The organism is Nostoc sp. JL33, assembly GCF_017114985.1.
Taxonomy (GTDB): domain Bacteria; phylum Cyanobacteriota; class Cyanobacteriia; order Cyanobacteriales; family Nostocaceae; genus Nostoc.
On sequence record NZ_JABXKP010000026.1, the window covers coordinates 127,531 to 151,345 of the forward strand.

22 protein-coding genes are annotated in these 23,815 nt (G+C 42.9%); 12 read left to right on the top strand and 10 right to left on the bottom strand.

The genetic code is table 11. The features are described from left to right. Positions 1-10: 10 nt before the first annotated feature. Positions 11-1,231, bottom strand: coding sequence for an IS200/IS605 family element RNA-guided endonuclease TnpB (gene tnpB / locus HWQ23_RS06495; RefSeq protein ID WP_292825218.1), 1,221 nt, complete (start codon positions 1,229-1,231; stop codon positions 11-13). Between the two features lie 315 nt (positions 1,232-1,546). Between tnpB and HWQ23_RS06500 the strand changes: the two genes are divergently transcribed. Together HWQ23_RS06500 and HWQ23_RS06505 are read left to right on the top strand one after the other, a co-directional pair. Beyond that, a complete protein-coding gene (locus tag HWQ23_RS06500) occupies positions 1,547-1,945 on the top strand; it encodes a type II toxin-antitoxin system VapC family toxin (RefSeq protein ID WP_292825221.1) in 399 nt (132 codons plus the stop codon). Positions 1,946-2,606: 661 nt separating this feature from the next. Next, positions 2,607-2,798, top strand: coding sequence for a hypothetical protein (locus HWQ23_RS06505; RefSeq protein WP_292825224.1), 192 nt, complete (start codon positions 2,607-2,609; stop codon positions 2,796-2,798). Here HWQ23_RS06505 and HWQ23_RS06510 read toward each other — a convergent pair. Further along, positions 2,795-3,934 (bottom strand): aliphatic sulfonate ABC transporter substrate-binding protein, encoded by a 1,140-nt coding sequence (locus HWQ23_RS06510; RefSeq protein ID WP_292825227.1) that lies wholly within the window; start codon positions 3,932-3,934, stop codon positions 2,795-2,797. The two genes, HWQ23_RS06505 and HWQ23_RS06510, sit on opposite strands and share 4 nt — an antisense overlap. 171 nt (positions 3,935-4,105) lie before the next feature. Between HWQ23_RS06510 and HWQ23_RS06515 the strand changes: the two genes are divergently transcribed. Together HWQ23_RS06515 and HWQ23_RS06520 are read left to right on the top strand one after the other, a co-directional pair. Beyond that, positions 4,106-4,282, top strand: coding sequence for a hypothetical protein (locus HWQ23_RS06515; protein ID WP_292825230.1), 177 nt, complete (start codon positions 4,106-4,108; stop codon positions 4,280-4,282). A 359-nt stretch (positions 4,283-4,641) separates the two neighbouring features. Further along, positions 4,642-5,310, top strand: a complete 669-nt coding sequence (locus tag HWQ23_RS06520; protein ID WP_292825233.1) for a cadmium resistance transporter — start codon at positions 4,642-4,644, stop codon at positions 5,308-5,310. A gap of 120 nt (positions 5,311-5,430) precedes the next feature. Here HWQ23_RS06520 and HWQ23_RS06525 read toward each other — a convergent pair whose 3' ends face one another. Next, positions 5,431-6,411, bottom strand: coding sequence for an aldo/keto reductase (locus tag HWQ23_RS06525; RefSeq protein WP_292825236.1), 981 nt, complete (start codon positions 6,409-6,411; stop codon positions 5,431-5,433). A gap of 348 nt (positions 6,412-6,759) precedes the next feature. Here HWQ23_RS06525 and HWQ23_RS06530 point away from each other — a divergent pair, with 348 nt between their 5' ends. Next, positions 6,760-7,839 carry a WD40 repeat domain-containing protein gene (locus HWQ23_RS06530; protein ID WP_292825239.1) on the top strand — a complete coding sequence of 360 codons (1,080 nt, stop codon included), beginning with the start codon at positions 6,760-6,762 and terminating at the stop codon, positions 7,837-7,839. A gap of 164 nt (positions 7,840-8,003) precedes the next feature. Here the strand turns inward: HWQ23_RS06530 and HWQ23_RS06535 are convergent, their stop codons facing one another. Next, positions 8,004-8,651, bottom strand: a complete 648-nt coding sequence (locus HWQ23_RS06535) for a TetR/AcrR family transcriptional regulator (RefSeq protein WP_292825242.1) — start codon at positions 8,649-8,651, stop codon at positions 8,004-8,006. A gap of 122 nt (positions 8,652-8,773) precedes the next feature. On the opposite strand from HWQ23_RS06535, the gene HWQ23_RS06540 reads away from it, so the two are divergent. From HWQ23_RS06540 to HWQ23_RS06560, 5 genes are all read left to right on the top strand, one after another. Further along, a complete protein-coding gene (locus HWQ23_RS06540) occupies positions 8,774-10,144 on the top strand; it encodes an HlyD family secretion protein (RefSeq protein WP_292825245.1) in 1,371 nt (456 codons plus the stop codon). Between the two features lie 164 nt (positions 10,145-10,308). Beyond that, positions 10,309-12,261 carry an ATP-binding cassette domain-containing protein gene (locus tag HWQ23_RS06545; RefSeq protein WP_365740662.1) on the top strand — a complete coding sequence of 651 codons (1,953 nt, stop codon included), beginning with the start codon at positions 10,309-10,311 and terminating at the stop codon, positions 12,259-12,261. 174 nt (positions 12,262-12,435) lie between these two features. Next, a complete protein-coding gene (locus tag HWQ23_RS06550) occupies positions 12,436-13,542 on the top strand; it encodes an ABC transporter permease (RefSeq protein ID WP_292825251.1) in 1,107 nt (368 codons plus the stop codon). Positions 13,543-13,589: 47 nt separating this feature from the next. Continuing rightward, a complete protein-coding gene (locus tag HWQ23_RS06555) occupies positions 13,590-14,711 on the top strand; it encodes an ABC transporter permease (RefSeq protein ID WP_292825254.1) in 1,122 nt (373 codons plus the stop codon). Between the two features lie 386 nt (positions 14,712-15,097). Next, positions 15,098-15,700 carry a hypothetical protein gene (locus HWQ23_RS06560; protein WP_292825257.1) on the top strand — a complete coding sequence of 201 codons (603 nt, stop codon included), beginning with the start codon at positions 15,098-15,100 and terminating at the stop codon, positions 15,698-15,700. A 579-nt stretch (positions 15,701-16,279) separates the two neighbouring features. On the opposite strand, the gene HWQ23_RS06565 is transcribed toward HWQ23_RS06560, so the two are convergent. The 5 genes from HWQ23_RS06565 to HWQ23_RS06585 form a co-directional block, all read right to left on the bottom strand. Beyond that, on the bottom strand, positions 16,280-17,074 hold the full coding sequence (locus HWQ23_RS06565; protein WP_292825260.1) for an energy-coupling factor ABC transporter ATP-binding protein: 795 nt from the start codon (positions 17,072-17,074) through the stop codon (positions 16,280-16,282). Between the two features lie 20 nt (positions 17,075-17,094). Then, positions 17,095-17,874 carry a cobalt ECF transporter T component CbiQ gene (gene cbiQ, locus HWQ23_RS06570; RefSeq protein ID WP_292825263.1) on the bottom strand — a complete coding sequence of 260 codons (780 nt, stop codon included), beginning with the start codon at positions 17,872-17,874 and terminating at the stop codon, positions 17,095-17,097. A 22-nt stretch (positions 17,875-17,896) separates the two neighbouring features. Continuing rightward, positions 17,897-18,271: a PDGLE domain-containing protein gene (locus tag HWQ23_RS06575; protein ID WP_292825266.1), complete on the bottom strand. Its 375-nt coding sequence runs from the start codon at positions 18,269-18,271 to the stop codon at positions 17,897-17,899. A 31-nt stretch (positions 18,272-18,302) separates the two neighbouring features. Then, the gene (gene cbiM / locus HWQ23_RS06580) at positions 18,303-19,055 is read right to left on the bottom strand and encodes a cobalt transporter CbiM (RefSeq protein WP_292825269.1); all 753 of its coding nucleotides are present in this window, start codon (positions 19,053-19,055) and stop codon (positions 18,303-18,305) included. Positions 19,056-19,514: 459 nt separating this feature from the next. Further along, positions 19,515-20,936, bottom strand: a complete 1,422-nt coding sequence (locus tag HWQ23_RS06585) for an amidohydrolase (protein WP_292825272.1) — start codon at positions 20,934-20,936, stop codon at positions 19,515-19,517. An 80-nt stretch (positions 20,937-21,016) separates the two neighbouring features. Between HWQ23_RS06585 and HWQ23_RS06590 the strand changes: the two genes are divergently transcribed. Together HWQ23_RS06590 and HWQ23_RS06595 are read left to right on the top strand one after the other, a co-directional pair. Continuing rightward, positions 21,017-21,796 (top strand): cysteine hydrolase family protein, encoded by a 780-nt coding sequence (locus HWQ23_RS06590; RefSeq protein WP_292825275.1) that lies wholly within the window; start codon positions 21,017-21,019, stop codon positions 21,794-21,796. 226 nt (positions 21,797-22,022) lie between these two features. Then, positions 22,023-22,478 carry a cupin domain-containing protein gene (locus tag HWQ23_RS06595; RefSeq protein ID WP_292825278.1) on the top strand — a complete coding sequence of 152 codons (456 nt, stop codon included), beginning with the start codon at positions 22,023-22,025 and terminating at the stop codon, positions 22,476-22,478. A 209-nt stretch (positions 22,479-22,687) separates the two neighbouring features. Here HWQ23_RS06595 and HWQ23_RS06600 read toward each other — a convergent pair whose 3' ends face one another. Then, a complete protein-coding gene (locus tag HWQ23_RS06600) occupies positions 22,688-23,761 on the bottom strand; it encodes a 2-aminoethylphosphonate aminotransferase (RefSeq protein ID WP_292825299.1) in 1,074 nt (357 codons plus the stop codon). Positions 23,762-23,815: the final 54 nt, after the last annotated feature.

Genomic DNA, 23,815 nt, shown 5'->3' on the forward strand with positions numbered 1-23,815 from the left:
TGACTAGAAGTCACGCGATTCCTACTTCAACGAGTCCTGCCTGGATTACTCCAGGACTTACAGATTCTCCATAGGCGTTTAAAGCATCCGGCGCACCGACGGCTGCTGTTAAAAGTTTTAATCCCTCACTCAAGATGTTCAAAGCCGCATTATTGTCTCTCAAATTGTAATTGCTACAAGTAGGACAAGACCATTCACGCAGCTTTAAATCTTTAACCAATGGGTTAATAAAACCACAATGATTACAAGTCTGAGATGACGGGTAAAACGTGCCAACTTTTTGTACAATTCTGTCATGCCACAAAGCTTTATATTCAAGCATAGCGACAAATTTTGACCAACTAGCGTCTGAAATACTCAGTGCTAGTTTGTGATTTTTCACCATGTTAGCAACTCGCAAATCTTCGATACAGATAATGCTGTTTTCCTTGATTAGACGAGTTGACAGCTTGTGCAAAAAGTCATCTCTGAGATTCGTAATTCGAACGCTCTCCCGTGCCAGCTTGACTTTCGCTTTGGCTCGGTTACTACTACCTTTTATACTGCGGGATAGTTTCTTATGTGCCTTCCGTAACTTACGAGTTTGAGTTCTATAATACTTCGGGTTATCTACAACTTCATCCTTGCTAGTGACGAGATAAGATTTTATGCCCAAGTCTATTCCAATATTTTCAGTGACTTGAGAGTATTTTTCTATCTCTGTTTCGCACAGAATACTAGCAATGTATTTACCTCTGGAAGTGCGAGTTATGGTAACGTTTACAAGCTTCCCGCTAATGTCTTGAGATTTGTGAAACTTCACCCATCCTAATTTCGGAAGCTTTAAGCGATTCTCTATTACCTGGATATTGCCGTTGGTCAGATTAGTTTTGTAAGACTGCTTACATCCATGCTTTTTTTTGAATTTAGGAAAACCTACACCCTTCTTCCCTTTGGCCTTCTTTAAATCAGCAAAAAAGTTTTTGTACGCCGTCTCTAAATTTTTGAGTGAGTTCTGTAAGGCAAACTTATCTACCTCCTTGAGCCATTCAATTTCTTTCTTTAGTACAGTTAGTTGCTGACTGCAAGCGTTGTAATTTAAGGTTTTTTGCTCAGTACTATATAGCTCTTTTCTTAATGCCAAAAAGCGGTTGTACACATACCTTGCACAACCAATAGTCTTATTGATTAAGACTTCTTGGTTGTGTGTAGGTATGAGAGTGACTTTAAATGCTTTTTGGATGGCTGGCAACTTTTTGCAATTGTTACGATACACTTTGATTTTAACACGAAGTTACGCGCAATATAGAACGCCTAACTCATGACTGGAAGTCACGAGTGTGGCAGGGCGGCCGCATCATGTCAATAAGCAAAGTATATTCTCAATAGAGATAAAAGTTATGTCATTAACTCTTGCTTATTGCGAAAAATTTAGGCGATCGCTTTGGAGCTTAAAAAATAATCAAACGCGAAATCCTGATTTTTTCGTTAGTTCTTAACCTTCGTTGTGATCAAGAGTAATTTAGATGCGTTTGCCCTGACGAGTGTGGGGCTTGAAGAAATCAACATGAAATATATACTTGATACCCATGCTCTAATCTGGTTTTTAGAAGGTAATTCTCGTTTAAGCCCTATTGTAAAAGCTATTCTTTCCGATGCAACCAGTGAATTAATTTTGCCTGCGATCGCCTTGGCGGAGTCGGTATGGATCGTTAGTCGTGGTAAAACTTCGATTCCTTCTGTTGATGCCTTGTTAAAGGTTGTTAAGAATGATAAACGAGTCTTTATACATCCACTGGATTCTGATGTCATTGAAAAAAGTGTAGAACTAACCTCTATCAATGAAATGCACGATCGCCAAATTGTATCAACAGCTTTAGTTGTAGAGAGTCAAAGAAATCAAGTAGCTTTATTAACTTGCGATCAAAATATTTTTGCTGCAAAGTTGGTAACAATTATTTGGTAATTATTTTGCTTTGCGATCGCTAGTTCAATTTTCATCTTTGATCAAATCAAAGGCGGGTATCATTTGAACCTATGCGATGGTCGCTTTGCGAACCGGCGAAGCCATCGCGCCTCATAATCCACAAAGCAAAGTACTGTCTCAATTACAAAGTTTAGAGTTCGCAAAACTTTGCCACAACTGTCAGCTTATTCAATGCCTAAAATCATTGCCTCAACTGCTTGTTTTGCTTTCTCTAAGTCTGCTTCAGCTTCTTGTAAGACGGAAGTTGCTACAGACTGCGCGAAATACTAAAACGTCAAAGCGGAAGTTGCTACAGACTGCGCGAAACACGCAAACGTCAAGGCGGAAGTTATTACTCTTAAAGCAGAAGTTGCTACAGACTGCGCGAAACACGCAAACGTCAAGGCGGAAGTTATTACTCTTAAAGCAGAAGTTGCTACAGACTGCGCGAAACACGCAAACGTCAAGGCGGAAGTTATTACTCTTAAAGCAGAAGTTGCTACAGACTGCGCGAAACACGCAAACGTCAAGGCGGAAGTTATTACTCTTAAAGCAGAAGTTGCTACAGACTGCGCGAAACACGCAAACGTCAACCCTGGAGCAATATTTTTTGATGGATGCTAGATGTGGGATTCTGTTAAATTTATCTATCTAAATACTTTTGTCATTGCGTACTCCTTTGGAGAACCCGTTGGCGCAGCCTCTTTGTCAAGAAAAGGGTACGGAGTGTGGCAATCTCAAGCCGCAAGCGATCGCTTTTCAACTCTTGGAGAGGCTGCGCCAACGAGACGCTCCTCGAATATTTGCAAGAAGTTTGCTATGTCTATTTTTAACTAATCACTTCTGCAATTAATAAGTCCAGTTTTGCTTGGTCTGCAAGCTATAAGTTCCATCTTTCACATCCACCCGCTCAGGAATCAGATTTATATCTCTAAACATATTTGCCTGGTGCTGTAGGGCATTCAGGGATTGGTCGTCAATCGGGATGATAGCGCGTTCACCACTACGTTGCTGTAAAGTTCCTACGATGGATGGATCGATTTCATGTTGCTCTGCCAATCGTTGAGCCGCTTCTAATTCCTGTCTCTTAGCCCAAGTTCCAGCTTCGTTTACCTCTTCTAAAATCACCTTGAGCAGGTCGGGATAGTCGCGTACCAGTTCTGGAATCGCGTAGTAATAGGTCGGAACTTCTATGGAGGCTTTGTCACCAAATATGCTCTCTAAGTCTGCAATCGATCGTCCTGGGTAAGCGCTTCGGGCAAGAGTAGCTGTGTAGGGAACCCAAATCACCCAAGCATCGACCTCACCCCGGCAAAATTGGGGCAGCGCCTCCGGTTGTGTCAGATAAACTGGCTCAATGTCACTAAAATCGAGTCCTACTTTTGCCAGCGATCGCACAAGCACATAATGTGCGCTTGAGCCTTTGTCAAAAGCTATCTTCTTACCCTTCAGGTCGGCAAGCGTCTGAATCGGCGAATTTTCCGGTACCAGAATCGCTTGACCTTTGGGAGAGGTATATTTTTCTTTAGCCACCCGCACAAACACATGATCCGCCGCTTGAGAGAAGATGCTGGCCGTGCCGCCGCCGCCGCAGAAGTCAATCGTCCCGTTGCTGAGTGCTTCTATCAGAGAAGAGGCTGATAAAAAGCTTGACCAGGTGACACTCAGCCCAAATGGTTGCAAACGCCTTTCGAGCAAACCTTGAGCACGGAGAACTTCCAGATTTGTCATCCCCTCTGGATATCCGATTTTGAGTTGTTTGAGCCGCCGTGCTTGCTCTGCTAAGGGCGTGTTGCTAGATCCAGCCGAACGGTTAGAAAACCAGCGATCCAAAACTATACAAAAAATTATCCCCCCCATAAACAGTCCCACGGCTTCCAGTAGCTGCATTATTGAGCTTTTGGGTAGTTTGAACTGATTCATTACAGAGGATATCTGATTGCCAGATTCAGAAGCGCCAATAGCATGACCGTCAAAAACTAGAGTCAAGACCAAAATCGAGACAAGGCCGATGCAAAATCGAACTGCAAACCTGTAGGTAGCCGATCTACGACTGGCTGATCTGAGCGACCGTAAGATGTTTTGACCTGTGCGTTTAGGCAGAAGGTCACTCAAACGGCTAATCATAATGGCTCCTTTGATAAACATAGGTGATGGATATTGCCGGATGGATTGGAGATAAAAGATAAAGTACCACTTGATAATTATTTACGCCGACCTAACTTAGATCCTCGAAGTAATTCCATAAAAATAATTGATGGCTGGGATGAATGGCGGATTAAATACGAGAATACAGCCAGAGTGTTAGACTTTTTGGGGCTATTTATATATTATTAGGACTTATGCAAATATTCTATATGTAGGATGTATATAGCTTGCGGCATTGAGAGCAGTTTTCATGTATTTGAACCACATCTATCGTAGTAAAGATTGCTGTGCCCCTAGTGCGTGGTCTATTTAAGACGAAAATAGCTGTAAGAAAAGCGCAGCGTAATGCGCCATCCCCACTATGGGTGGTTTTGCTGTGTAAGTCCTGTATTATAACTAACTAAGTTGAAGAAATAGGAAGTCGAGTCACACCCGATGCGGAAAACTCGCGTTTTCATATTAATATTTCTCGATATTGGGGGGCTGATTGCCAAGGTTGAGCGATCGCTAGTTTCGGTGATTAAACAGGTGTTGAGTGAGGGATGGTGATGGTTTGGTTAATTGCAACAATTAAGATCGGGCTAGCTACGGCTGTGGCAACAACGTTTGACGACAATATTTATCTAACGGCCTTCTTCAGTGAGGTTAATCGTACTTTTCGTCCTAAGCATGTTGTGGTTGGTGAGCTTTTAGGGTTCACGGCATTAGTGATAGTAAGTTTGTTTGGTTTCTTACTCGGTCTAGCAATTCCTGAGACTTGGATTGGTCTACTAGGGATTCTGCCGATACTCATTGGCTTGAACAATTTGCTCAACCTTAATAAGGATGACTCAGCCGAAGATAAGTCAGCCAATCTGAAAAGAAACTCTAAATTTCGAGGATTTGATTCTAGAAAGCGATCGCTCTGGGACGTAATCCGCGATCCGCAGACTTATCGCGTCTCTGCCGTCACGATTTCCAACGGCGGTAACAATCTTGGGATCTATATTCCTCTGTTTGCTAGTAGCTCAATCCAAAATCTGTCTGTAATCATACCTGTTTGCTATTTGATTGTTTCCTGCTGGCTGTTTATGTCCTATAGTCTGACACATCTACCTGGTATTGCTTTGGTACTCAGCCGTTATGCTCGCAAGATTTTCCCTTTTGTGCTGATGTGGCTGGGTTACAGAATTCTGATGGACAGCGAATCCTATCGTCTTTTTCTACCGAAAAGTTGACAGACAAAGGTCTAAATGCCCGCCGCAAGCATCGCCCCCATTCAAGCGAAAAAAGTCGGGGAGCGATGCCTACGCTGATCAAAAGCAGAATCAGAAAAAATACTCCAGCACTCAGGTGGATCAACGGTTAACAGTAGTCATATCAGGGTAGCGATCGCCTGCTGCCACATCTTTTGGTGCAACTGCTTCAAGTCGATTCAACTCTTGTTCAGTCAGGGTAATTTCAGTAGCGGCAATATTCTCCTCCAAGTAAGTACGGCGTTTTGTACCAGGAATTGGCACAATATCTTCTCCTTGAGCCAATAGCCATGCTAAAGCAAGCTGACTAGAAGTTACTCCTTTTTCGGTGGCAATTGCCTTGACTTGCTCGACTAATTCCAGGTTCTTATAGAAATTTTCACCTTGAAAGCGAGGAGAATTTCTTCGATAGTCATCAGGTGCAAGATCATCAGGACTGGTGATTGCACCTGATAAAAACCCTCTTCCTAATGGGCTATAGGGAACAAATCCAATTCCTAATTCCCGCACAGTAGGTAGAATTTCATCCTCTGGGTCGCGGCTCCACAAAGAATACTCTGTTTGTAGTGCGCTAATCGGGTGAACTGCAAAAGCCCGTCGAATCGTGGCAGGAGCAGCCTCTGAAAGCCCCAAATAACGCACTTTACCAAGCTTGACTAACTCTGCCATTGCCCCGACAGTATCTTCAATGGGTACGGTTGGATCTACACGATGTTGATAATAGAGGTCAATCACTTCAACTCCCAGACGTTTTAGCGAGGCATCGCAAGCTTGATGGACATATTCTGGTTTACCACTAATTCCTTTCCAACCACCATCTTCAGTGCGGACATTGCCAAATTTGGTTGCTAACACTACTTGCTCTCGGCGATCTTTAATTGCTCTGCCTACTAGTTGCTCGTTGGTAAACGGCCCATACATATCAGCAGTATCAAGGAAATTAACCCCAAGTTCTAACGCTCGATGAATTGTAGCGATCGCCTCACTTTCATCACGACCACTATAAAACTCAGACATTCCCATGCAACCAAGTCCGATATTTGAAACTTCCAACCCAAGTTTCCCTAGCTTTCTGGTTCTCATAAAATAATCTCCTAGTCAGTAATTGGTCTTAAGAATATTAGGTCTTTTAGCATTATCCCTTTCTCGATCACCAAGTCATCTATTATTAGAAGTATTTATTGATATAAGTAGGTTGAAAAATTTAAAAGCTAATATTTTGCGGGTACTTTACATTCATTGTAATAGCCGTATTTGCGTACAGTATTTTCATTCAAAAAGCTGCTAATACTCAGATTCACTGCCGAATTCCCTTCACTAAAAGAATAAAGGCGTAGGGTCTCTATCAGATGGGGTGCGATGGCGTACCCCCCGTAGGCATCGCGCCCGATCAAATGGGAACCATATTATATAATTGCGTTCCTCACCACCATGAAATTATTGAATTTCCTCAAATCCAAACCAGCTATTACAGCCTTAGCGATCGCAGTAAATCTCACTGTGATTGTCATTGATGTACATTCTTCCAGTTCAAATCCTCCCATTGGTAGGAGTACAATTACTCAGTCCCAATCACATCTTCAACTTGTTTACACACTGACTGGGCATAAAAAAGTAACTTTTGGTGTCCCAGCAGTTGTGATTAGCCCGGATGGGCAAACCCTGATTAGTGGAGGTAGAGATGATACAATTAAAGTTTGGAATCTACGTAGCGGTAAATTGCTGCTGAGTTTAGATGCTCATTCAGATGGTGTTACTTCAATTGCGATTAGTCCAGATGGCAAGCGGATTGTAAGTGGTGGAATAACTACCCCAACAATGAAGGTTTGGGATTTACGCACTCAATTAATGCTTACGCTTAACATCGAAAGTGGACATACACAGCCAGTAGAAACCGTTGCTATTAGTTCAGATAATAGATTGATTGCTAGTGGCAGTGATGACCACACAATCAAGCTTTGGGATTTACATACGCTTAAGTTGCTTGATACTATTACTGCACATTCAGAATTTGTGAGTAAGGTTGCATTTAGCCCTGATATGCAAACCCTTGTAAGTACTGGGGGTAGCGATGACAATACAATTAGGCTGATTTCACTGCCAACTAAAAAAACACGCCATATTCTCAAAGGACACAAAACCGCAGTTGATGCTATTGCGATTACTCCAGATAGCAAAAAGCTCGTAACTGGCAGTTTTGGTCAGCTAGTTTCTGGAAGTCGGGCAATTAGCACCCTGAAGTTATGGAATCTCCAAACTGGAAAACTGCTGCATGAGTTTACTGACAATTTTAGTTCAGTTGATTCTCTTGTGATCAGCCCCAATGGAAAAATTCTGATCTGCGGCAATTTTGATGGCAGTATTAAACTGTGGAGCTTAGAGACTTTGAAACTGTTGCATACCTTTCAAGATGGTTCCAGTTCTGTTTTAGGGCTTGCTATTAGCCCAGATGGTAAAACTCTCGCTAGTAGCAATGAAGATAGCACTATACATATTTGGCAAATTAACTAACGCGGTTCTCGTCCCTTGTGAGGATACAAGAACCCCACCCCCAACCCCCTAAGAGCAAGCCAGGAGGGGGCTATGATGTACCTCACTAGGTTGGGAACCGCTATAACTGCATTAACTATTACCTACAGATGGAAATTTAAACGCCAAAAAACAGATTTTACGAATCACCTAGAAAGGTGTATTTCCGTATTTAGGGACTGGCTCATGACCACGTTGATTAAGCTGTCTAGCAGGCGATCGCGTGATAAAAACATCAGTTCTTTTCCATACAAAACTTCTTGTACAATCACGTAGGATACCAGCGAACCAAAAAAAATCTGAGCCATTGCTTCTGGGTCGGTGATTCCTAATTCTGGATGAGATGCGAAATACTGACTCAGCATTTGCCGACCGCGCTGCACAACAGTTTGGGTATAAAGTTTGGCTAGTTCAGGGAAGTTTTGTGACTCGGTGATAATCAAACGCAACAATGCCAAATAATCAGGATTATCAGCGACTTTAGTTAAATAAATTTCCGCAACTTGACGCAACAAAATCGCTGGTTCGCCGTGCAATTTTTCTGTACAAAAAATGCTTTGAAAACAAGCGATCGTCAACCGTTCTATCAACGCTTTAAACAGCCCTTCTTTATCTTGAAAGTGACTGTATATTGTTTGCTTCGACACTCCAGCCGACGCGCTGACACGATCCATACTTGTTCTAGCGTAACCCTCCTTCAAAAATACCCGTATAGCTCCTTGCAAGATTTGCTCCTGTTTTGGAGTGATCGCAGGTAAAGGATTTTCTAGTTGGGAACTAGGGTTTTTGAGCATGAAGAGTAAATTTTTTGACGCATATCTTGTCAGATCATACTATACAGTCTAGTATGATGACAAAGAATCCAGAATTCTCAATTATCTTATACAAAATATTTTTCACAATCCAGGCTGCTACCATGACTCAGACTATCCCGACATCCCCGGAAAATCTTAAAGATGCCCCAGTATCGAAGCAGCAACGCCGCAAGAAACCGATCCTTTTACTGATAGGGGCGCTGCTGGTGGTGGGTGGCATTGGCTACGCTGTGTGGCGCAGTCAACCGCAAGGATCAGTGAATATACTGCAAGTTAGCGGACGGATTGAGGGTTATGAAACCGAGATTGGGATCAAGCGTTCTGGAAGAATTGAGTCAATTGTCGTGCGGGAAGGGGCAGCAGTTAAAAAGGGGCAAGAGTTAGTTAAGCTAGACAGCACAGACGATCAATTGCTGCAACAGCAACTACTTGGTGCCCAAGCGAGGGTGACATCTGCTAAGTATGATCAACAGCAGGCAATTTCAGATGTCGAGCAAGTCGTCAGAGAAATTCAAGAAATTAACAGCCAAATTAACGAAGCCAAACTGAATTTTCGGCAGTCGCAAGGGGATACCCAAGGAAGAATTGAGCAAGCACGAGCAAATGTAGCAGCAGCCAGAGCCACATTAGTGCAAGCACAAGCGCAAGTTAAACAGGCGGCAGCAGAAGTTAATTTAGCAAAAATCAACCGCGATCGCTATGCCCAATTGGTAAAAGAAGGGGCGATAAATCAACAACAATTCGATCAAGCACAAACCACCCTTGAGACTGCGATCGCAACCCTAGAAGCACGAGTTGCAGCAGTTAATGCCGAACGTCAACAGTTAAGTGCTACCTCAGGGGCGTTAACTCAAGTTAAAACTACAGGTTTCAATCCTGATATTCGCAACGCCCAGTTAACAGCATTAGTCAGAAAGCAGCAGCAAAGTGATGCTCAACTTAAATCTGCACAGGCGAAAGTTAACTCTGCCGGTGCAAAAGTCAAAGATGCCCAAGCATCAAATCAGCAAATCCTCACCCAGATTGCAGACTCCAAAAAAGATTTAAATGTAGTTAGTCCCTTAGATGGAGTAGTGAGTGCCCGGAGTGTCGAACCAGGTGCAATAGTTAGCAGTCAGACTAATATTTTGACAATTGTTGATCCCAAGACATTGTATTTTAGAGGTTTTATTCCCGAAGGCGATATTGGCAGAGTGCGTCTAGGACAAACAACGAAAATCTTGATTGATTCTGCACCAGATAAACCATTAGAAGGTAAAGTAATTGCCATCGATCCGCAAGCTTCATTTACACCAGAGAATATTTACTTTCAAAAAGATCGAGTCAGACAAGTAATAGGAATTCGGATCAAAGTTCAAAATCCTGATAACTGCTTTAACCCCGAAAATCCTTACACTAAATCAGATTTACCCTGCGCCAAAATGGGGATGCCAGCAGATGCCGAAATCAAGCTGAAAACAGAAAGCAGATAAAAGAACAACAAAGCAAATATTTACTTAGTCCAACATTTCATTAATTCCTCGCAAATTATCCGCGTACCTCTGCGCTTCCCTCCGCGCCCCTCTGCGTTTAAATTTCCACCCTCAATTCTCCACCCTCAATTCTCCACCACTTTCTCAAGCTAAAAGGCTAAATGATGCAACAGCAAAGAACAGTAGTTACTCCAAACTCACCGCAATCATCTAGTCTGCCAACCACAGCAATTAAAGTTCATGGTTTGCACAAGCACTATGGAAACTTAGCTGCTGTACGGGGAATTGATTTCAGTGTCAAAAAAGGGGAAATGTTTGGATTAATTGGCCCTGACGGTGCGGGAAAAACTAGCACCTTTCACATTTTGGGCGGTGTGATGGAAGCAACGGCGGGAGACGTACAAATATTTAATCAACCTGCACGAGATGCCCGATTAATCACAGGTTATCTCACCCAACAGTTTTCGCTGTATTTGGATTTGAGCATTGATGAAAACTTGCGTTATGCAGCAGGGTTGCGGCAAGTAGCAGACGATTTATTAGAAAAACGTCGCAATAAATATTTAAAATTAATGAATTTAGAGCGATTTAGCGATCGCTTGGTGGGACAACTTTCTGGTGGGATGAAACAAAAGCTGGCGCTATGTTGTGCTTTGGTTTCTCAACCAGAAGTTTTGTTACTAGATGAACCTACCACGGGTGTTGATCCAGTTTCCCGCCGGGAATTTTGGGATGTGCTAGCCCAGTTGTCAGCCGAGGGGATGACAATTGTAGTCGCGACACCATATTTAGACGAAGCTGAACGCTGTCATCGCGTGGCTTTGATGTACGGTGGGCAAATTCATGAAATTGGCACACCCGCAGACTTACGGGCTAACTTAGGCTTGCATCGCTTAGAAGTGCGAACAGCAAATCTGCAAGCGACAGAAGAAATACTCTCCCAGACTACCCAAACAAATATAGTAGATGTGCAAAGTTTTGGCGATCGCTTGGATGTCCTCGTCAAAGATATAAATTCCGGCGAAATCCAAGTGCGCGAACTACTGCAACAACATCAGTTACCTTCTCCCAGTATCGAGCATGGTGAACCCACATTAGAAAACGTCTTTGTCACGCGCCTGCGACAACAAGGTTCCGTACCGCAATTTTTCCCATTTCCTCGTTTTCGCAAAAGAGGACAGGGAGAGACTAAAAAAGTAGCCATCTATGCCCACAACCTCAGCCGGATCTTTGGCAAGTTCCAAGCCGTTAAAGATGTCAACGTCGAAATACGCTACGGCGAAATCTTTGGGTTATTAGGTGCTAACGGTGCTGGCAAAACCACCACAATTAAAATGCTGTGTGGATTATTAGAAGCAAGCGGCGGTGAAATTTCCTTGGGTGGTGAAACCGGAAATCTGCGGAGTGCAGACTTACGGCGACGCATTGGTTATATGAGTCAAAAATTCACCCTCTACGACGATTTAACTATTCTGCAAAATTTAGAATTTTATAGCGGAGTTTACGGCGTACCCCGCAAACTCCGACGAGAAAAAATTGATTGGGTAATTGCTACCTGTGGCTTAGAAGGACAAACAAATATGATTACTGGGCAGCTACCTGGAGGTTGGAAACAGCGAGTTGCTTTCGGTGCTTGCGTAATGCACGAACCAGATATTTTATTTTTAGACGAACCAACATCGGGGGTAGATCCGTTAGCGCGTCGTCAGTTTTGGAAGCTGATTAATGACTTCGCCCACAATGGTACAGCTATTTTAGTGACGACGCACTATTTAGAAGAAGCTGAACAGTGCAACCGCATGAGTTTTATGGTTGCAGGAGAAACTGTTGCTGAAGGTTCCCCAAGTTCTGTTAAAGCCTCGCAACCGGGACAACTAATAGAAATCATTGTTAATCAAAACCAAGTAGCTTCCAATATACTCAAAGAACACTTCGAGTCTTGGCGCGTCTCAATTTTTGCTGATAGTTTACATGTTGTTCTCGATCATCCCGAACAGGAGATAAATCAACTAACTCAACTTTTAGAAGCTAATCAAATTACCATCAATTCTTTACGTCCCATTCCTTTTTCTTTAGAAGATGCTTTTATTGGTATAGTACAGCGATCGCAAGGATAGGAATTGAGTGGGGAGTGGGGAGTGGGGAGAAAGTTTACTTAATATATATAGGACTATTATTTGATTTTTGAACAAATTAAGTACTAATTGAAAAGGCTTATTCCCTACTCCCTACTCCCTATTCCCTACTCCCAGCCTAAGCAAGTCAGTTCAATAATCAAAGCGGATTACTATATGAAAAGAATTTTTGCTCAATGTGTGAAAGAAATAGCCCAATTTCGCCGCGATCGCCTGACGTTGGCACTAGCATTTTTATTACCATTTATCACCCTATTAATTTTTGGTTTCGCTATTAGATTAGAAAGTAAAAATATTCCCCTAATAGTACAAGATTTCAACCGCACAAACCTAAGTAGCAGCTATATTGAACGATTGTATGCCACTAATCAATTTGTGCCTAAACAATGGTCTGGTGGCAATCCCACACGCGATGCAATAGATAAAGGAATCGCCAAAGCGGCTGTAATTATTCCGCCGGAATTTAGCCGCGATATTCAAGCAGGAAGAAGTACAAATGTGCAAGTATTAATTGATGCAACTGATGTTAACAATGCCCGTGTAATTAAAAATAGTATTCAGAGAGTCACAAACTTTTTCATGCAAGAGCATGGACTGATACCTGCTACTAATAGTATTACAGCACGAATGCGTTTATGGTTTAATCCTGGTAGATTAGAATCGCTGTATATTGTACCAGGAACTTACGGCGTTGTACTGTGGATTTTTCCTTCATTGCTGTCTGCGATCGCAATGGTACGGGAAAAAGAAAAAGGTACAATTTTACAAGTTTACACTTCTAATATTAGTGCCACTGAACTATTACTTGGTAAAGGATTAGCATACGTATTAATTGCTATCGCCGAGGCATTAATAGTTATGATATTAGGCTCAATCATTTTCCATCTTGGCATAGTTGGCAACCCCATAACATTACTACTTGGCACATTACTATTCCTGACAGATAGCGTTCTTTTCGGGTTACTTTTAGGAGTCCGTAGCAGTAACCAAAATGCTGCTGTACAAGGCGTTTCCCTCGTAGGGTTTATCACATCCTTATTACTCTCAGGTTTTATTTATCCCCTCAACAATATTCCTTTCCCCTTATCACTACTACCTAACGTAATTCCGGCGCGTTATTACATTGATATCACTCGTGATGCCTTCGTGCGCGGTACAGGATTTGCCGGAGTTTGGTTTGATTTACTGATGCTTGCAGCTTTGGGATTAGTGTTTTTCAATGTATCACGCCGAGTTTTAAGTCGAATGCAATTACCAAATTAACCTCTCTGTGTTCTCTGCGCCTCTGCGGTTCGTTAAACAGTAAAATTATGAAACTTATTCAGCGACTATTTGATAGTCCATTCTGGGCATTAGTGCGGAAAGAAATTAATCAAATTCTCCGCAATAAGCAATTAATTGTTTTGTTAATTATCCCGCCGACAGTCCAATTATTACTGTATGGCTTTATCCTGAATCCTGATGTTCATAACTTACGATTAGGTGTTATCGACTATGCCAACGTCAGCGCCAGTCGAGAGTTAGTTTCAGCCATGACATCAAATCAAATTTTCACTTTAGAATCTGTACCAAACAGTGAAAAAGTATTGAGTCGTCAGGTAGAAGAAGGAAAGCTAGATGTCGGAGTAATAATTCCTCCCGAATTTCCGCGTCAACTGGCACAAAAATCCGCAGAAATCCAAGTATTTATCGATGCTGTAAATGCTAATACAGCCGGGATTGCGGGAAATTATATGAATCAAATTATCCAGCAATATAATCTGCAATTAACCCAAGGTAAAGCAAGCCCCCCAGTCTCACCTCAAGTTGTATTTCTTTACAATCCCGGACTGACGAGTAGTTGGTTTTTTGTACCAGGAGTTATGGGTTTAGTTTTAACATTAATTGGCACATTAGTATCAGCAATTACTGTTGTCCGGGAAAAAGATACGGGAACTTTAGAACAATTATTAATGACTCCGGCTGCTAACTGGCAAATATTACTATCGAAAATAGTCCCTTTAGCATTTTTATTAATGGGAGATGTCTTATTAGCTATCACTTTAGCAACAGTAATATTTCATGTACCATTTCGAGGTAATTTTCTGCTATTTTTTGCCCTATCAAGTATGTATGTATTTGTCGGGATTAGCCTGGGAATTATGTTAGCAACTGTGAGTAGTTCCCAACAACAGGTAGTCCTGACATCTTTCTTTATTAATTTACCAATGGTACAAACTTCTGGGGCGATCGCACCGATTGAAGCTATGCCTCCCTTCTTTCAAGTCCTATCCTTACTGAATCCCCTGCGCCATTATATTGCGATCGTTCGAGGTATTTTGCTCAAAGGCGTTGGTTTAGATGTACTGTGGATGAATGTTTTAGTTTTAGTTGCCTTTGCTGTTGTGTTATTAACTATTAGTATTAGTAAGTTTCGCAGTCAGTTAAGCTAAAGTAACAAAAAAGCCCTGCTGAGAGGGCAAGTTCTTTATATATGTTCTCCAGCAAGTGGAGACACCCAATTTAAAACACTTGAACTACACCGCGATATGTTTCCATTGAATTTAGGACTTACGCAAAACTACACGCGGTAGCGGCAATTCATATAGCTTTAGTTTCCCGCAGGGTATTGCCCCTACCTAAAAATCATTCTTTTCAGCTATTGTTTGCGTAAGTTCTGCAATTAACAAACTTCAGTGGGTTTAAGTCCCCGGCTACAAGAGAAGCCGTAAGTTTTGTGGCTCTTGTCTTTATCTCCGTTACAAAACTGTACTTCCAACTTCCGACTTCTTTAACTTAGAATGATTTAAAGGTCGGCTGTTTTTGCAAGGGAGCCAAAATGGCATATAACGAATTTACACTTGGCAAGGTAAAGAGTGCTTTTGGCATTTCTACTCGTGAGGGCGATCGTTTTTTACCACAGATAGAGCCAATTAGCCCTAGTTCCAACTTACAAGAATCACTCAATGAAAACCTCCCTTTGGCAGTAGCAACAGGCAATGAGAAAGCCCGTTCTGAGTTAATAATTAGCCCTGTACTGGTAGAGGTTCGTCGCATATTAGAACGCAAAATCAGCCTTTTCTCTGGTCAAGATTTTACAGTAGATGCAACAGTTGGATTAAATGGCCGATGCGATTTTTTAATTAGCCGTTCTCCTGAATTACTAGAAATTGAAGCGCCTACGGTAGTAATTGTAGAGGCGAAAAGAGGTGATTTAAATGCTGGAATAGGCCAATGCATTGCTGAAATGGTGGCCGCCCAGCGATTTAATGAATTCAAGGGAAATCCCACATCAGCCATGTATGGGAGCATCACAAACGGAACCCAGTGGCGATTCCTCAAGTTAGTAGAACAAATAGTAGAAATCGACTTGACGGATTACCCACTACCTCCAATAGATCAGATACTAGGTTTTTTAGTATGGATGGTGCAGAATGCTTAAGTTTCCATCCAATTAGTTTCTCCAGCGAGTGGAGACTTACTTTACCTTTCTACCAATCCTTAAAAGTAGATACCTTTGTTGTTTCCATTCAATTAGTTTCTCCAGCGAGTGGAGACTCCCCGATTTTAAACCCTTATCTAGCCAAGAGTCTAGAGGCAGTTTGCGAGGGGATGAGAATTTGAGACAGCAAAATCAAAAACATCGGTCAAAAAAATCCTTGAAACCCTTACAAGACAAGGCGGCGAGGGGGTCAACGATACAATCAGCATTTCAGCGATTTCCAGACCCCCTCGCAACCAATCTAAATAATTAGCGAACCTGGAAATTCTGTAACAGGTGGGCCCACACCCCAACATTCCACCTGTTCTAAAGTATGGCCTGAGAGAGGGTAAAACCGCAGACTATCTTCAGCCAACTTGACTGTTTTTTTGAGTCGGCGACGCAGTTCCTTGTATTTATCAGCAGGCTTCCCTCTTTTTAAGGGGGACTAAGGGGGATCATTAAGTACTGTGTACCTTAACCGAACCGTATTGGCTTTACTATCTCAATATGCAACTCCTCTTCAGGATGTTTAAGTAATTACTGATTGTGACTGTATTGAGATGATCTCACAGGTGCATGTTCCAGCAGACAGTAGGGGCGACTATAGCTTAGTGGTGACTCTAAAGCGTGCCCAAGCAAAAACTCTAGGTTGGTCATTACCTTCTCAGTTTCGCCATCATACACGATCTGACCTTGACTGAGAACAACAGTGCGATCGCACAAATCCAAAGCTAAATCTAAATCGTGGGTTGCAATCAGTTGCGTCAGAGGTAAGCTTTGCAGCAACTCAATGAATTGACGACGAGAACGGGGATCTAATTGAGCTGAGGGTTCATCAAATACTAATATCTGTGGGTTCATTGCCAAAACTCCCGCGATCGCAATCCGTTTCTTTTCACCTCCAGATAAATTATCCGTATACCGTTGCCCATACCATTGGGGATCAATATCAACTGCTGCCATCGCTTGTAGAACTCGCTCTTCTAATTCCTCACCTTGTAAACCCAGATTCATCGGCCCAAAAGCAACATCTTCCCAAACTGTTGGCATAAATAACTGATTATCTGGATTCTGGAATACCAACCCGACAAAATTCCGAATGTTTCGCAAATTCTCAACAGTTAAAGCACATTCTCCAATCGTGATCTGTCCCGACTGAGGCATAAGAATTCCATTGAGATGTAACAGCAACGTAGATTTTCCTGAACCATTGGCTCCAATTAATGCGACTCGCTCAGTTGCTTTGATAGACAAATTAATCTCCCTCAAAGCTTGAGTCCCATCAGGGTAGGTATAGCTAAGATTTTGAATTGATATTGGATTATGATGCATTAAGACAACGTAAAAAAATGTTATTTCCGCCAGTAAATAGCCTGACCAAACAGCGCCCAAATTATAGTTATACTCAAAGCCACAACGTCAGATCGTCCCCCTGAGGAAACTTTTTCCATCATTGGTGGTACTCCTTGATAACCCCGTGATAGCATCGCCTGATAAACCACATTTCCCCGGTCATAAGTGCGAATAAACAGCGCTCCAATCATATTGCCAAAAATTAAACGGATAGAGCGGTTGTTAGTCATCAGGTTTCGGGACTCGGCTGCTCGACGCATAGCGTTAAACTCGCCAATTAACACGCTGATGTAGCGATACATAGATGCCAGAATTGCTACCAATAGTGGTGGAGTTCTCAGTTGCAGCAGGGCGTGAAGCAGTGCCGTTACCGAAGTTGTTAAAGTCAGTAAGTTCAGTATCAACAGTGATAGTAATGCCTTAATCGTCACACTACCCAAGATAGTTAGCCCGACTGTCGTAATCTGTAATGGCCCCCAAGACCATAACACCTCGCCGCCACCCCGAAACAAAGTACCCAGGAGAACGACACCAATAAATGTAAATTCTACTGCCAACCGTTTCGCTAGTACTAGTAGGGTGACTCGACTCAGTAATATCAGACTAAAGAGAGCTAATCCATAAAAAGCCCAAGTCCACCAATGCCCATCTGGCGTTAGGACAATGGCAAACACGAACAACAATGTACACAGTATCCGGGTACGGGGAGCGAGTTTGTGCCAGGGAGTAGCTTGTTTGCTATCGACATCCAGCACAAATGCCCCAACGTGTAGCAGCATTCAGTTAAGTTCCTATCTGTATTTAATCTGGAGCATCTGAGTCTGAATAAGCATCATCCTCTGTGGAAGGTGAAGTAGATCCACGCACAACTAATTTGCCAATACCCCAAGCTAAACCAAAAGTTACTAAAGTTCCCACTAAGCCAGCCAATGGTGTGGCGATCGCAGATGGTACACCTCTGAGAGCATACTGATCAAAAATGCTGTAAAAGGGTAATTTCTGAGCGGGTTTCTGTTCTAATTCTTTGCTGTCAAACTTCAGGTCTTTTGAGACTCTATTTAGTCCATCTGGATTTTTGCTAGCCAGTGGCGAAAGGAAAATTGCAATCAGCAGAGCAATACCTAAGCCAGCGATGACAAAAGCCCGGTTGCGCGATTGCGAGAGGTTGCTACTCATAAGCATTCAGTCGTGATTCCATAAATACGTTTTAATACCGGGAGATGGGACGAGACGCAGATGATTTAGTCTGACGGGGCGGATCATAAAATAAGTCTGGTCGAGTCCGCCAAATAAAACTCAGTGCTGCTACAGTAATCAGCGCCTCGCCAATGCCAATTACGACGTGCCAAGAAGCCATAGCTGTCAAAGCCACCGCTAGAGGAATCGTTCCCGACAAAGCAAGTTCTAAGGCACACACAACTGAAGCTACCACCACGCTTGTCCAAGCTGCGATCGCTGCCCCAATTACCACTCCTCGCAAGGTATCGCGCCCTGTAGCAAATCTAACTGTGCGATAGAGATAATAACCGCCAAATGTACCGATTAATCCCATGTTAAAGATATTCGCTCCTAATACCGTCAGTCCACCATCCTGAAACAGAACACCCTGCACGATGAACACACTCACCATCACTAGTGATCCAGCCCACGGCCCTAATAAAGCTCCGGCTAGGGTTCCGCCCAAAAGGTGTCCAGAAGTGCCGCCAGGAATCGGAAAATTTATCATTTGTGCTGCAAAGATAAATGCTGCACAAACCCCCATTAAAGGTACAGCTCGTTCTTGGTATTCTGCCTGCGATCGCTTAATCGCTACTGCAATTAAACCGATGGCAATTATCCAGGTGACAAGGATAACGGGTAACTTCAAGAAGCCATCTGGAATATGCATAGCCAAGTGCGGCTGTATTATCCAGTGCAGCCAGCCGAAGGACGAAATATCCCTGAACGCTACTGTGTTCATATTTAAGTGTCCTTTCCAGCCAAATTATTTAAGGGTTTAGTTTCTCAGTAGACCATGTATTCTCTAAAAATTTCAATCCGGTAGGGGGGCATAAAAAGTTTAAACAGCTATTTGGACTCCAAAACCGCATTTTCACACCTTGGGAGGAGTTTACGGACTGATAACAATTCAAACATTCAAAAATAAATAAAAAATACTTACTGATTGTGTTGTGGGGTGGGCGACACGAGCGCCTTTGGCTATGGGCGGGCGAGACGCCCACCTCACAAGTAAGCTGAAAAACATCTAAATTGCATAACCTAATTAAACCTAACTCTTGTGGGGTGGGCCGGAAAGCCCGCCCTAATGGGAGCAAGTTAAATGTGGAACAGCTTAGTAGTAATTTATTTGTTGGAAATCCCTGGCTTGCCGTAGGCAAAATGTCTTTAATGCAAGAATGGGTGAATTTTGAATTGTGTTTCACAACCCCATGACTGTGCGATAATGTGCTTCAATTTGCGCGACGGTTTCAGACTTACGCTTTGTCTCCCATTGACTGCGGTTAAATAATTCTTGCCGCAAATCGTTAACATTAATTGTGGTAACTTTGCCATCAGCAACAATTTGCTTACCATTTACCCAAGCACTATTAACAACATTCGTGGGACGACCTAAGACTAATAAGCCAATCGGATCTGTACGGGGTAATAATGATAAATTGGTCAGGTCATAAAGTACCAAATCTGCTTGTTTGCCCACGGTTAATGAACCGAGCTTATCTGCTATATTCAGTCCTTTTGCACCTCCCAAAGATGCCATTTCTACTGCTTGTCGGGGTGTAATCCAGTGTTGATAATCTGAGTCTGTAACATTATGTAAGATAGAACCAATTTTGATGGCTTCTAGTAAATCTTGCGAGTCATTACTTGAAGCACCATCACAACCAAAAGTTACATTTACTCCAGCTTGGCGATATTTTAAAATAGGGGCGATGCCACTACCTAAACGCAGATTACTTAGGGGATTATGAACAACTGTAGATTCACTTTCGGCGAGAATGGCGATATCAGCATCATTTAACCAAACACAATGGGCTAGAGAAGTGCGATCGCTCAAAAACCCGATTCTTTTCAAATGTTCTACAGCAGTACAACCGTACTTTTGTTGGGCGAGTTTTTCCTGTGCTTTGGTTTCGAGTAAATGGGAGTGACGACAAAGATTATAGCGATCGCTTAACTGGATACATCCTTCAAATAAAGCATCAGTACACAATTGTATCCCTGTTGGTGCAACTAAAATATTTACACCCTCATCTGGACGATGAAACTGTCTCACCGCCTCTTCGATGATTTCCAATGTTGCCGCTCTTGTGCGAAAATAAGGTTCATGGGTTTGGGCTGATTCCCCAGATGGCATACCTGCGGTGAGGGATTCATCTTGAATTAAGGGGGCGATAAAGGCACAAATTCCCACTTCTCTGTAAGCGCGAGTTGCAATGGCGATCGTTTCTAACTCAAGTCCGGGAATTAACACCAGATGATCTACTACACTCGTCCCACCAGAAAGTAGGGTTTCCACCGCAGTACCCAAAGCGCTCAAATAAACCTGTTCGGGATCGAGGGGGGCAAAATCATACAGTTCCGCCAACCATAATTCTAAAGGGAAAACTGACATGATCCCTCGTTGCCACATCTCTGAGGAGTGGGTGTGGGCGTTGAAAAATCCAGGTAGCAGTAGCTTATTTTTACCATCGATCGCAGTGCCGATTACTTCTAGATTAGGGGCAATGGCTGCGATGCCTCCGGCGAGCTTCGCTAACGCACCATTTACAATCTGTACATCTACCGTTGCATAATCATCACGGACGGCAATCAAAACATTCTGGATGGTGAAATCTAGCATATTTAACCTTGATTAAGTAATTGTATTCTCGACTGAATTCAAGTTACAAAATAGAAAATGGTGTTGGGTATTGCGATTTTATGAATTTACCATTACGGACATTGGGAGTTGCACCAAATGCGTGGACAGTGAATGATGCGATCGCAGATATCACTCGTCTTCAAAAGACCCCACAACCCGTTATTTTATCAACAGAAACTAAAACCCTGCGCCTAGACTTGGCAAAAACTGCTATCCTCGTCATTGATATGCAAAACGACTTCTGTCACCCTGATGGCTGGTTAGCGCATATCGGCGTGGACGTAAGTCCGGCGCGTCAGCCTATTGAACCTTTGAACAACTTACTTCCAGAACTGCGTGAGGTTGGTGTTCCAGTCATTTGGGTAAATTGGGGAAATCGTCCCGACTTGCTCAATATTAGTGCTGGTTCGCGCCACGTCTATAATCCTACAGGGGAGGGTGTAGGATTGGGCGATCCACTGCCAAGCAATGGTGCTAGAGTACTCATGGCAGGTAGTTGGGCAGCAGCAGTAGTAGACGGACTAGAACAGATTCCCGAAGATATTCGTGTGGATAAATACCGCATGAGTGGGTTTTGGGATACGCCCTTAGATAGTATCTTGCGAAATCTCGGAAGGACTACATTATTTTTTGCTGGTGTTAATGCTGATCAATGTGTGCTAACCACCTTATGTGATGCCAACTTCTTAGGATATGACTGCGTATTAGTTAAAGACTGTACCGCTACCACTTCTCCTGAATATTGTTGGCTGGCGACATTGTACAATGTCAAACAATGCTTCGGTTTTGTCACTGACTCGCAAGAGATTTTAATAGCGCTGCAAAAGAGTGAGGAGTGAATCAATTGTGGATTTTGGATTTTAGATTTTAGATTGATCCCATGCATGAATGCTCTTTCTTCGCTCAATAATTTTAGATTTTTTCTCGCGTTTAAATTCGCTTGCTCTCAGACAATTTTGAATTATTCAATCCAAAATCAAAAATTTAAAATCTAAAATTCTGTGATTCAAGACTTGGATTTTAGGAACTTTCATACCCATCGATAACTTCAGAGGGAATAAATAAATGTCCGCTACTAGTTGTGTAATTCCGGTTATCAAATCTCCCAAAGATTACCAAGTATATCGCATCAGTCCCAACGACTCTAATCGATTAGCAATTATCTTCGATTCCACAAATGCTAATACTTCCTTGACTTGCTGCATAGAAATTTTTGATGTTGGTGGACAAACACCCCCAAATCGCCATCAGTGGGCGGTGGAGATGTTTTTCGTCCTCAAAGGGGAAGCGATCGCCATGTGTGACGGCAAGAGTGCCACGATCAAAGCTGGAGATAGTTTATTAGTGCCTCCCACTGGTACTCATTTGATTAAAAATACTGGTTCTACTCGCTTGTACACGTTGACTGTTATGGTTCCCAATGAAGACTTTTCGGAATTGATTCGCAGTGGTATTCCGACGGAGTTAGATGAAGAAGATATGGCAGTACTGGGGAGAGTTAATGCTTTGATGCCCTGTTAAAATACTTCGTAATTGTTGAAGAAGAATTTAGAAGCCATATCATGTCCGCCAAATTACCCATAATAAAAGAACCCCACCCCCAACCCCTCCCCGCAAGCGGGGAGGGGAGACAAAGCGTAGCTTTGGCTCTTTGGGGTTCCGAGTATTATGGCACTACCCGACAGTCCCACTCTAATTTATGCTGAATTCTGATTCCTGACTCCTGAATTCTATTTTGATATTTGTTTAACAACAACAACAAAGCGTTCCATATCAGCATGGGTAATAGCTCCCATTGTCGAGACTCGGAAGATAGATTGAGCTAAATTTCCCTGTCCAGAATATATGATATAATCCTGTGCTTTGAGTTGGTCGTGAAATTCTTCATAGCTGAAACCGTCTGGCAAATAGTAGGCATTCAAGACAACGGATGAACTGCCAAGAGGAAGTAGAGGTTTAATTCCGATTGAGGCTAACCCGTCTCTGACTAAGCTGGCAAGTTGGTTGTAATGGCTGTGTCTGACACGCCAACCTCCTGCTTCTGCCATTTCTTGCAAAGCTTCTGTTAAAGCATAAAATGTCTGTACTGATTGTGTAAAAGGTGTGCCGCCTCGGTCTTGCTGCTGGCAATAGGTTCCTAAATCTAAATATAAGGTGCGGGGGATTGTGTCTAATGACGGCAGTGCATCCCGTCGCACGATCACAAAGGATACTCCGGGGACGCCATGCAGACATTTATTGGCTGTCGCAGCGCAAGCGGTGATTCCCCATGCTTCAAAATTTAGTTCCTCAGCACCAAAGCTGCTGACTGCATCTACTAATAGTTTGATGCGGCGTTCTTGACAAATAGGGGCAAGTTCCACCAAATTATTTAGGCGACCGGTAGTAGTTTCGTGATGGACGACAGCAAGGTGAGTAATATCGGCGTTTTCATCTAAAAGTTTGACTAAAGCGTTGATATCTATTTCGGCATCCCAAGGATGGGAAAGTGTGATGTAATCAATGCCGTGGATTTTAGCAATTTTGGATAGTCGTTCGCCATATACACCATTTTCAATTACCAGCAATTTCCCGTCTGTGGGTACTAGACTGCTGATCATTGCTTCCATCGCTGCGGTACCAGAACCGGTGAGGAGAACTGCTGCCCAGCGATGGCTTCCAAGACCATAAACTTGAAGTAATTGTTCGCGGATTCTGCTTTGAAGTTGGGAAAATTCCACCTCACGGTGACACAAATCGGGACGCAAGAGGGCATTTCTGACGCGATCGCTCAAATTGACGGGGCCGGGATTTAGTAAAATCATTGGGGAGTGGGGAGTGGGGAGTGGGGAGTGGGGAGTGGGGAGTGGGGAGTGGGG